The following is a 10,805-nucleotide window of genomic DNA, read 5'->3' on the forward strand; positions in this document are numbered from 1 at the left end:
GCCGACGATGGTGTCGTTGCCCGCGTTGCCGTTCAGGAAGTCGCCGGTGACGCCGCCGGTGGACACGATCGAGTCGTTGCCCTGGCCGCCGTACAGCGAGTCACGACCAATGGCGTTGGTGGTGATGGTGTCATCACCCGCATTGCCCTGGACGCTGTTCACCTGGGTGCCGGTCGCGCCGGCCGAGGTGATGGCCACCGAGTCGTTGCCGTCGCCGCCCACGATCTGCGCCGAGGCGCTGGTCGAGGTGATGGTGTCGTCGCCGATGCCGCCGTCGAGGCTGACCGCGCCGCCTTCGGCCGAGGCCGAGACGATCGAGTCGTTGCCGCCTTCGCCGATCATGACGTCGTTACCGCCGGCGCCCGTCAGGGTGTCGTTGCCGAGGTTGCCGTTGATCAGGTCAGCGCCCGTGGTGCCGACCACCTGGTCGAGACCCTGGCCGCCCAGCAGCGTCGAGCCGCTGGCGCCCGTGGCGTTGATGCTGTCATCGCCGAGGTTGCCGTTGACGACGTTGGCGCCCGAGGCGTCGGTGATGGTGTCGTTGTCACGGCCACCGAAGATGGTGTCGTTGCCCGTGCCGCCGATGATCGAGTCAGTGCCGGCGTTGCCCTGCAGGAAGTCCGCCCCGCCAGCGCCGTCGAGCGTGTCGTTGCCCGCATTGCCGTAGAGACCGTCCGTGCCGGTCGTGCCCGCCTGGCTGTCGTCGCCCGTGCCGCCGACCAGCAAGGTCGAGGAGTCCGGGAAGATCGCTTCCGTCGCGCCCGTCAGGGTCGCGTTGAAGGTCACCGTCTTGCCGGTCAGGCCGGAGATCAGGGTGACGGTGGCCGCCGACGTCGCCGTCGCCGGGTTGAACAGCACCGTGGTGCGCGAGGCGGTTTCACCCGCCTGGCCGAAAACGAGACTGTCAGCGGCGCCGTTGTAGGCCGCAGCCTGAGCGTCGGTGATGGTCTCAAAGAAGAAAGTCGCCATTTAGTCTCTCCAAGTCTGTGTCACATGGACCCCTGGAACGCTTGACCCCCATCCCCGATGGAGCATCCCAGCGGTCCATTTATCCCCACGCCACGGCATGACCGTAACGCAAGGTAGACGAGCCCAAGCCGAGACCTATCGGAAGCCTGTCCAGGATGCAACCCCGAAAGCCCCCCGGAATCCCCCTGGGAATCCACGGAGTCTCCAGTGTGGCGCCGAGAGCGCAATTCGGCGAAGCGGCGCCGGTTTTCTGCGCGGAATCAATCGGCCGGGCCGACAATTGAGGGCTCGCGCCATCTGACGCCGCTGAGCGTCATCCCGGACGGCCTGCGAGGCCGATCCGGGACCCAAACCCCCTGGCCCTGCGTCTGGGTCCCGGCTCTGCAGCCCGCTCGCGCGGGCTTTCGGCCGGGATGACGCGTGGAGAGGGAACCGCGTCCGGAACCCTGCAGGACGGGACTTGAGGGTTCAGGCGGGTCGGTGCGGGCCCGGCGCCGCTATTCCTCGCGGAAGGCGTCTTCCAGGGTGTCGGTGATGGGCGAGATCAGGAAGCTCATCACGGAACGGTCGCCGGTGACGATGAGCGCCTGGGCAGGCATTCCGGGGGTCATCTCTACCCCCTTCTTGAGCTTTCCGAGCTCGCTGGGCGCGAGCGTCAGGTCGACCCGATAGAAGGCCGTGCCGGTGCGCTCGACCGTGATCCGGTCGGCGGAAACCACCGAGACCTTGGCGTCGAGCGAATCGTGGAAGCGCTGATTGAGACCCGTGAGCTTGACCTTGGCCGGCATGCCGACGCGGACCTCATCGACATCCTCCGGCCGGATCATGGCGGTGACGGTGAGCGGCGTGGCGGAGGGCACCACATCCATCACCACCTCGCCCGCGCCGACGACGCCGCCGACGGTAAACTGGGTGAGGTTGAACACGTAGCCGTCGACCGGGGCGCGGACCACCGTCGCATCGAGCGTCTGACGGGCGGCGGTGAGCCTGGGGATGATGTCGGCGAGCTTGGTCTGACTGTCGCGCAGGCCTTCGGCGGACTGGGTCGTGCGTTCGTTGCGCAGGGTGGCGAGCTGTAGCCGCGTCTCGCCGATCTGCTGGCGGAGACGGGCGATATCGGAGGTGAGCTGGCCGCGCCGGCCGCCGAGCTCGGCGAGACTCCGCTCATAGCGCAGGATCAGGGTCTTGGGCGCGAAGCCCTGTTCGTTGAGGCGACGATAGCCGTCGAGCTCTTCTTCGGTCAGGCGCTGCTGTTCGACGATGGAGGCGAGCTGGGCCTGCAGTCCCCCGACCTGCGTCTCCTGCTGGTCAACCCGCTGGCCGAGCACGGCGGCCTGGCTCTGGTAGAGTTGCTGGCGGGTCAGGAACAGGAACTGCTGGTCACGCACCAGGGCCGCCACTGCGGGGTTGTTCATCCGCGCCATCAGCTCGGCGGGCAGTTCCAGGGTGGTCTTGCCCATGGCCTCGGCGGTGAAGCGGGCGGTCTGGGCGCTGAGCGTATCGTACTGGTTCTGCAGAACATCGACGGCGGCGCGGGCCTCGACGTCGTTGAACAGCAGCAGCGGCTGGCCGGCGCGGACCTGCTGGCCCTCCTTGACCAGGATCTGCTTCACCACCCCGGTTTCCTTGGGGCGCAGGGTCTTGCGCTGCGAGTCGGCCTTGACCTCGGCCTGGGCGGTGACGCCGGTGGCGAGGCTGGCGAACGAGGCCCAGATGCCGGCGCCGACCACGAAGGCGCCGATCACCGCGCCGCCGATCACCATCGGCCGTTTGAGCCTGCGCTCCAGCTCCGGCGCGAGGCCCTTGGGCTCATCGACGCCGAAGGTGGGCGCGACGTAGTTCTGACGCGAGGCGCCGAGATCGAGCTTCATCGGCCGCCCTCGGCGGCGCGGGTCTCAACGGGCGGCTCGGCAGGCGACTCGGCCTGGGCGTCGCCCGCGACCGGGGCCGGCGCGGGCGCCTGGACCGGCTGGGCGGGCTTGACGAGGCGCGCCATGACCTGATCGCGCGGACCGAACAGTTCGACGCGACCGTCGCGCAGCACCAGCATCTTGTCGGCTGCGCGAAACACGCCAGGCTTGTGCGAGATGATCACCACGGTGGCGCCGGCGGCCTTGAGCGCATCGATCGCACTCATCAGGGCCGCCTCGCCCTCGACGTCGAGGTTGGCGTTGGGTTCATCCAGCACCACGAAGGCCGGACCGCCGAGCAGGGCGCGGGCGAGGCCCACGCGCTGGCGCTGACCCACCGACAGGACGACGCCGCCCTCGCCGACCTCGGTGTCATAGCCCTTGGGCATGCGCAGGATCAGATCGTGGACGCCGGCCAGACGCGCGGCCTGGATCACCTCTTCGTCGGTCACATCATCGCGGAAGCGGGCGATGTTGTTGCGCACGCTGCCGGCGAAGAGCTCGGTGTCCTGCGGCAGGTAGCCGACATGGCGGCCGAAATCGGCGCGATCCCAGCTGAAGACGTCGGCGCCGTCGAGGCGGACGACCCCGTTCAGCGGGCGCCAGATGCCCACCAGCAGGCGCGCCAGGGTCGACTTGCCCGCGCCTGACGGACCGATAACGCCGAGCACCTCATTGGGCTCGATGCTGAAGTTCACGTTGGTCAGGATCAGTTTCGTGGCGCCCGGCGGCGCGAAATTCACCCCTTCGGCCGACAGCTTGCCCAACGGACGCGGCAGGGTGGTGGCGCTGGCGGGCGGTTCCGCGCGCGAGAGCAGGTTGTTCAACCGCTCATAGGACCGCACCATGTTGTTCAGCGGCTCCCACGAGCCGACGATCTTCTCGATCGGCTGGAGCGCCCGGCTGGCCAGGATCATGTTGGCGAACAGCATGCCCGAATGGATCGAGCCCTTGAGGATCAGATAGGCGCCGATCGCCACGATCAGCACCTGCATGCCCATGCGCACCGTCTTGATGATGTCGGTGTACATGTTGGAGGCTTCGGCCGCGTCGGCGCCGCGCTCGATGGTCACCGCCCGATGCTGCGCCCAGGCCCGGCCAAGGGTCGGCAGCATGCCCATGGCGCGCACCACCTCGCCGTTGCGCAGGGCGGCGTCGGTGAAGCCGTAGCTCTTCAGCGCCGCGTCGTTGGCGTCCTTCAGGGCGGTCTGGGTGGCCCGCATCTGCAGGATGGCGAGCGCCAGAAGGATCAGGGCGCCCACGAAGGTGACCACGCCGACCAGCGGGTCGATGATGAACAGCACGATCAGGAAGATCGGAATCCACGGCAGGTCAAAGAACGCCGCCGCGGCGATGCCGGTCAGCGTCTGACGGAACTGGTCGAGATCGCGCAAGGCCTGGGCCCGCGCGCCCGGTTCGCCGCGCACCGCCGAATCAAACAGGCTGGTGAACACGCGGCCGGAAACCCTCTGGTCCAGCGCCACGCCGTAGTTGATCAGGATCCGCGCGCGGTAGTCGTCGATCACGCTGGAGACGATGAACACGAACAGCGTCACGACGGTGAGCATGATCAGCGTCGACTGGCTCTGGCTGACCAGCACCCGTCCGTAAACCTGGTAGGTGTAGAGCGGCAGCGCCAGGTAGAGCAGGTTCGACACCAGGCTGAAGCCGAAGGCGACGCCGGCCGGCCGATAGCCCTCGCGCAGGGCGCGGCCCAGCACGTTGTCGGGAAGCTTGGTCAGGAAGGTCAGAAAATTCATGCGGTCCGTGAGCGGGCGGAACGAGTCCCCGCTTCCATACACCATAGTTCCGGCGAATGGGTGAACGGCGCGTCGAAAGCCGGATAGGTGTCGCTTGGGCGCCAGGGCATGGTAGAGCGCAAGACGACGCCGCCCAACGGAAACCCTATGCCGCGCATCGCCATCCTCGGCAGCTGCATCACCCGCGACCTTTGGCCGATCCGGGGCGGCGGGGCGGAACATCTGCTCTACATTTCGCGCACCAGCCTACCCAGCCTGCTGGCCGACCCGGTCAAAGGTTTTGTCCCGGCCGAGGCGCCGCCCGGCGACCTCCACGGCCATGAACACGGGGCGCTGGTCGCCGATCTGCAGAAGACCGCGCTGGCCCGGCTGATGGCGTTTGCGCCAACCCACCTGATCTTCGATTTCATCGACGAGCGCTTCGATCTGCTGGCGGTGGGCGAGGCCCTGGCGACGCGCAGCGGCGAGTATGCACGCAGCGGGTATGGCGCACAGGCGGCGCTGGCGCGGGCCCGGGTGATCCCCCGGCTGTCTGCGGCCTGCGAGCGGCTGTGGCGCGCCGGGCTGGAGGATTTCGCGACTCTGGTCCGCACAAGTCCGCTCGGGCGGGCGCGACTGATCCTGCATCGCTCGCGGTGGGCGACCCATCAACGACTGGCGTCCGGACGGCGACGCGCCCTCACCGGCGTGGAGATTCTGGGCGGCGATCCGGTGCGCATCCAAGATTACAACGCCCTGCTGGAACGCCAGGACGCGGCGTTCCTGGCCGCCATGCCGCCGGTGGAGATCGTCGAGGCGCCGCGATGGCAGGTCGCAGACCCGGCCCATCGCTGGGGCCTGAGCCCGTTCCACTACGTGCCGGAATACTACGACGGGATCCGCGCACAGTTGATGGAACTCGGGCTTGCCGACGCCTTCAAGGCTTCCGGGCCCGCCGCGCCAGGTGCTCTAGCGGCGTGACGCCGGCGCGCGCGAGATCCGGCCGGCGGGCGATGAAGGCCGTGGCGGCCTGACCCTCCTGCCCCTCGGCCAGCGCCCATGCGCCGCCGGTGAGATAGTCGACCAGCGGATTGACGCCGGCCGGGATCGCGCCGCCCCGCGCGGCGATGTGGCGGGCCGAATCGAACCAGGGGCCGGCCGGCCGGCCGGCGGCGCCGCCCTCCGCCACATAGTGCGTCAGCGGCTCGCGCCCGTCCGCCGCGACCTCGGGGTTGTCGGCGATGTATCTGGCGGGGTCGAACAGCGGGTGGGGCGAGGCGCCGACCCGCGAGCCGACGGCGAGATAGTGATGCAGCCCGCCGTCGCGGTACCAGTCGGGATCAAAGAGCGGGTGCGGCGAAAGCCCGGCCCTTGCGCCCTGGTTCAAGTAGTGGAGCAGCGGGTTCGCCCCCGGCGTCAGCCCCTCGGCCTTTGCCAGATAGCCGCCGACATCGAACAGCGGGTGCGGCGAAAGCCCCTGGCCGGCGCCCCGGCGGACAAAGTGTTCGAGTGGGGTTACCCCGTGCGCCGCGATCTCCTGATCCGCCTGGACGGCGTACCACGCCGGGTCGAACAGCGGATGGGGGCTGCGTCCCTCCCGACCGCCGGACAGCAGGTAGTGGATCAGCGGCGGGACACCGGCGGCGGCCACATCCGGATACCGCTCCAGATAGGTCTGAGCGTCGAACAGCGTTGCGTTTTCGTCGGCGAGCCCGGACCGCTCGACGATCCGGCGACGCCCCCACGCGCCCAGTCGAGCCAGGAGGCGATCGAACAGGCGACTGAGGCGGTTGTGGCGACGCAGGCGCCCCCGCGGCGATGCGGCCCACGCCTGCACGAGTCGCGCCGCCGCCGCGGTTTCGGCGCCGGCGCGCGCGCGCAGCGCCTCGGCCAGCGCCACGGACAGCTCGGACCGCGTCATCGCCTCTTCGGCCTGGGCGGCCTGAGCAAGACGCAGCGCGCCGTCGCGCTCGGCGCGCAGGGCTGCGAGCCGCTCGGTCGCCAGCCGCACGCGATCCGCCAGGCCGCGGATCGCGGGGTCGTCGGCCGGGCCCGTACTCAGGCGCTTTCGAGTTCGAGCCATTCCTGGAAGCTGCCGGGGCCGGAGGCGAAGGGGTCTGGGAACGCGGCCCGAAGGTCGCCGCGTTCGCGATAGAGCACCCGATCGGATTTGGCGATGGGCCGTCCGTCGGCATAGGCGCCATAGGCCCACCAGCGTTCCGGGATCGCCGGATCGGTGGCGGCGGCGACTTCGCGCTTGTACCAAGCCCAGAGCTCATAGACCTGGAAGTTGCGGCCGGCGTAGCGACGGGTCATGGCGTCGCCCACGGCCCCCAGCTTGGTGAAGTGCCAGAACCGCAGCGGCGCGCCGTTCACCAGGATACGCCCATCCTTTTCGATGCTGACCTTGCGCGTGGAGAGGTTCCAGCTCGCGACGTTGTATCCCGGGTCGCGGATGATCTTCACGCGGTCGAACAAGGCCGGGACGTGGTCACACCACCGCTGGTCGACAAAAAGGCCGTTGGGCATGTCGTCGTAGCAGTAGCTGAGCAGTCGATCGTTCCACCATTTGGCGAACCGCGCGCCCTCCCCCATCGTGCGGATCGCGACAAAGCCCAGGTTGAAGATGCCGGTGCGCGACGCCGAGAGGTCGTTGTCGAGAATGGCGGCGTGGTCGTCGTTGGGATCGATGAGGTGCGGGGTCAGCAGGATGTCGTGCTCGCCCAGCCACCCGACCAGGGGATCCAGCGAACCCAGCACCGCTGTGTCAGGGTCCATGTAGATCACGGCGTCGAAGCCCCAGGAACAGGCCTGGTGGAGGAACGGGCCCTTCACCGCCGTGCAGACCTCGACGACGTCGTGCTTGAAGAGCCAGCTCCGGAGGTCCGCAATGCCCAGGTCGTCGGCCCAGACCAGGCGATCGAAGGGTTCGGACGCCGGGTCGAAGGCGAAGCCCTCCGGCGGCTTGTCGGTGATCAGGGCCGCCAGCTCCCAGTCCGGGTGATGCCGGCGCAGGGTCTGAAACAGCACCCGGGCCCGGTTCAGGTAGGAGAAGGTGAAGCTGGAGTAGACGAGAATCTTCATGCTTGAGACTTCAGGGAGGAGCCGGGCAGGTCGAGGCTGAGCGCGCTGAGCTGAAGGTCATAGAGCATCGGTCGGCGTCGCGCGCGGCCCAGTTCCAGGATGCCGCCGGTCTCGAAGGCGTTCGCCAGGGCCGCTTCGTCGTCCAGAACCCGGCCATGCCCCGTCTCGCGGACGAACGCCGCCACGTTGCCACTGTCGGGGCCCGTAATCACCGCACACCCGGCGGCCACGGCCTCATAGGCCACCAGCGCGAAGGTTTCCTGGCAGAGCGGCCAGATGAGCACGGCGTCAATCTCGGCCCGCAGCAGCGCTTCGGTCATGGCGCCGGGACGTTCGGCGTCCACCGATACGGCCTCGAACGCCACCGGCAGCTCGGGATCGCCGCCGGCGCCCAGGTGGTGGAAGGCGTAGCGGGCGTCGAAGCCGTGGGTGATCGCCAGGCGCCGGAAAATCGGCCAGCCCTTGTGCGCGGCGGTGAACCCCAGATGCGCGAGCCTGAACGGCCGGTTGGCGGCCGGCAGAGGCGCGGGACCTGTCTCCACAAGCCGGGCATGCGGCAGGACGACCGCGCCCGCCGGAGAATAGTCCGCCCGGGCCGCCCACAGATCGAGAGCGGTCCTGGAAGGCGCGGCGACCGTCAGCTTCAGGCGTTCGAACAGGCGTCGGTGTTCTTCAACATGGCGGGCGCGCCAGGGTTCATAGAGGCAGACGGCGCAGGCGGCGCTGTCGAGAGGCGGCGCGGCGCAGTCCTCGACATCGTTACGCAGAAGGTGGAAGCCGGCGCAGAGGCTGGCGAAGTCGTGAAGCCAGAAGACCCCCTCGGACAGCCCGGCGGCGGCCAGAATGCCGGCGACCTCGTGCGCCGCGTGCCCCAGCATACTGTGGACTGCGAAGCTCCGACCGCCGGAACCGGCGCCGGCCGCGGCGGCCAGCGCGGCGACGATGGCGTCGGCGGTGAAGACGCCGAGCGCTCGCCCGTTCCAGACCACGCCCAGAGGGTAGGGTTCGTCGGCGGTCCTCACGGTCTGCCAGGCTCGGGCGGGGTGGATGTGGAGGTGATCGCGGCCCAGCGCAGTCAGGCGCGCCGCCTCCCGACGGATCGAAAGCTGGAGGCCGCCAAGATGGGCGGTGAAGTCGTCGTGGCTGAAGGTGATGTGCAGCCGTTCGAGCCGATCGCGGGAGGCCGCCAGCTCCGACGCCAGATCGAGTCCGGACAGCGGCGGCGCGGGCGGCGGGCGGCGGGCCTCGACCGGAACCAGTCGCTCCAGAACTGTGTGCCGAAAACCCTCCGGCGTTTCGGCGGGCGGCAGAACGCGCCGCCCCGTCCGCAGGTGATCCAGAAACGGATTGATCCCGGCCTCTGCGACCTCCGGAAACGCCGCGAGATACTTTGTGGTCGAGAACTCGGACGATGGATCGCGCCCCTCGCGCCAGCCCAGGGTGAGGAAGTGGGTCAGCGGATCGAAGTCCGAGGCCGCCACATCGGGATAGGTCGACAGGTAGAAGTCCCGGTCGAAGACCTCGGCCGCCAGCGCCCGGTCCGGGTCGGCGGCTGAACGGCCGCCAAAGCCGCCAAGGATCCGGGCCAGCGCGCGCCTCATCCGGCCGCCGCCAGGAGATCGCCGGTGAGTCCTCCAAGCACCAGACGGCGCGGTGGCGGGCGGCGATTCGCGCGCGCCAGCTCAAGAACCGCACCCGACTCGAAGGCCGCCCTGAGCGCCGCCTCGTCCGACATCACGCGCCCGACGCCCCGCTCGGCCGCGAATGCCGCCACATTGCCGCTGTCCGGCCCGGCGATCACCGCAGCGCCGCCCGCGACCGCCTCATAGGCCGTGAAGGAGAAGGTCTCGCGGCACAGCGGCCAGATCAACGCGATGTCTATGGCATTGCTGGCGACAGCCGCCTGCATGGCCTCAGGTTCTGTCTCGCTCACCACCACCTTGTGGAACTCGACGGGCGCGCCTGGCTCAGCCCGGCCGCCCAGCTGCACGAACTGGTAGCGACCGTCGTGGGCGAAGGTTTCGGCGAGGCTGCGGAACACGGCCCAGCCCTTGAGCGGCGTGGGCATGCCGAGGTGGGCGATGCGCAGGGGCCGGGGCGCGCCCGGCTCGGACGCGGGGCCCGTTTCCGCCAGTGTCGCATGGGGGAGGATCAGGGTTCCGGCGTGGGGCAGATCGCTGCGCGCCAGCCACAGGTCGAGGGTCGGTCGGGACGGCGAGGCCACCGTCAGTGTGAGTCGCTCGAACAGTCGGCGGTGGGCCGCCTGATGACGGGCTCGCAGGGATTGATAGCCGCAAACGCCGCAGGCCGGACTTCCCGATGGCGGCGCGGCGCAATCCTCGACGTCGTTGCGCAGCAGGTGAAAGCTCGCGCAGAGGCTGGCGAAGTCGTGCAACCAGAACCAGCCGGTGGAGAGACCCGCGGCGGCCAGGATACCGACGGTCTGGTCCGGTTCATGGCCAAGGAGGCTGTGGATCGCGAACGACCGCCGCGCGCCGTCGGGCGCGACCGGCATGGCGCGGGCGACGTCGGCGGGATCGAACACCCCGACCCGTTCGCCGTTCAACATCACGCAAAGCGGTCCAGGCTCATCGGCCAGGCGCGTCACCGGCCAGGGCGCGGCAGGGTGGATGTGCAGGTGGGCGAGTCCGAGCGCCCGCACCCGCGCGCTCTCGCGGCGCACGCAAAGCTGCAGACCGCCGACATGGGCGCTGTAGTCGTCGTGGCTGAAGGTGATGTGGACATCCGAAAGTCCGGCCAAAGCGGCCGACAGGCGGGCGGCCGGGTCCGACCTGATCCGTCCGGCGGCGACGCGGATATCAGCGACCCGATCCTCCGGCGCACGACCCCGCGCGATCACGTCGAACCGGAAGCCCAGGTCATGTCGCCCGGTCCGCCCCTCAGCGCGGCCGGCGAGCACCCAGTGGGCGAACGGATGCACGCCGCTCGCGGACAAGTCCGGGTTGGCCTCGAGATAGTCTCGGGTCGAGAACTCCGGCGTCGGATCGCGCCCCTCGCGCCAACCGGCGGTCCAATAGTGCTCGAAACCATCCATACCGGCCTGGGCCACATCCGGGTTCGCCGCCAGATAGAAGGCCGGGTC

Annotated in this window: 8 protein-coding genes; 1 reads left to right on the plus strand and 7 read right to left on the minus strand. The window is 69.4% G+C overall.

Going from position 1 to position 10,805, the window contains the following annotated elements; all coding sequences use genetic code 11:
- From ACIQ3R_RS10155 to ACIQ3R_RS10165, 3 genes are all read right to left on the minus strand, one after another.
- The coding region (locus tag ACIQ3R_RS10155; protein WP_397418017.1) for a calcium-binding protein at positions 1–969 on the minus strand (969 nt) is incomplete at its 3' end.
- 497 nt (positions 970–1,466) lie between these two features.
- Positions 1,467–2,840 carry an HlyD family type I secretion periplasmic adaptor subunit gene (locus tag ACIQ3R_RS10160; RefSeq protein ID WP_397418020.1) on the minus strand — a complete coding sequence of 458 codons (1,374 nt, stop codon included), beginning with the start codon at positions 2,838–2,840 and terminating at the stop codon, positions 1,467–1,469.
- Positions 2,837–4,639 (minus strand): type I secretion system permease/ATPase, encoded by a 1,803-nt coding sequence (locus tag ACIQ3R_RS10165; RefSeq protein WP_397418022.1) that lies wholly within the window; start codon positions 4,637–4,639, stop codon positions 2,837–2,839. The genes ACIQ3R_RS10160 and ACIQ3R_RS10165 overlap by 4 nt, the downstream gene beginning before the upstream one ends.
- 108 nt (positions 4,640–4,747) lie before the next feature.
- On the opposite strand from ACIQ3R_RS10165, the gene ACIQ3R_RS10170 reads away from it, so the two are divergent.
- A complete protein-coding gene (locus ACIQ3R_RS10170; RefSeq protein WP_397418024.1) occupies positions 4,748–5,599 on the plus strand; it encodes a DUF6270 domain-containing protein in 852 nt (283 codons plus the stop codon).
- On the opposite strand, the gene ACIQ3R_RS10175 is transcribed toward ACIQ3R_RS10170, so the two are convergent.
- The 4 genes from ACIQ3R_RS10175 to ACIQ3R_RS10190 form a co-directional block, all read right to left on the minus strand.
- Positions 5,556–6,701: a hypothetical protein gene (locus ACIQ3R_RS10175; protein WP_397418027.1), complete on the minus strand. Its 1,146-nt coding sequence runs from the start codon at positions 6,699–6,701 to the stop codon at positions 5,556–5,558. The two genes, ACIQ3R_RS10170 and ACIQ3R_RS10175, sit on opposite strands and share 44 nt — an antisense overlap.
- A complete protein-coding gene (locus ACIQ3R_RS10180; RefSeq protein ID WP_397418030.1) occupies positions 6,677–7,702 on the minus strand; it encodes a hypothetical protein in 1,026 nt (341 codons plus the stop codon). The genes ACIQ3R_RS10175 and ACIQ3R_RS10180 overlap by 25 nt, the downstream gene beginning before the upstream one ends.
- Positions 7,699–9,303, minus strand: a complete 1,605-nt coding sequence (locus ACIQ3R_RS10185) for a hypothetical protein (RefSeq protein WP_397418032.1) — start codon at positions 9,301–9,303, stop codon at positions 7,699–7,701. Before ACIQ3R_RS10185 ends, ACIQ3R_RS10180 begins: the two co-directional genes overlap by 4 nt.
- A partial coding sequence (locus tag ACIQ3R_RS10190; protein ID WP_397418035.1) for a hypothetical protein occupies positions 9,300–10,805 on the minus strand: 1,506 nt, incomplete at its 5' end. The genes ACIQ3R_RS10185 and ACIQ3R_RS10190, both read right to left, overlap by 4 nt.

The organism is Phenylobacterium sp. (genome assembly GCF_044371015.1).
GTDB lineage: Bacteria > Pseudomonadota > Alphaproteobacteria > Caulobacterales > Caulobacteraceae > Phenylobacterium.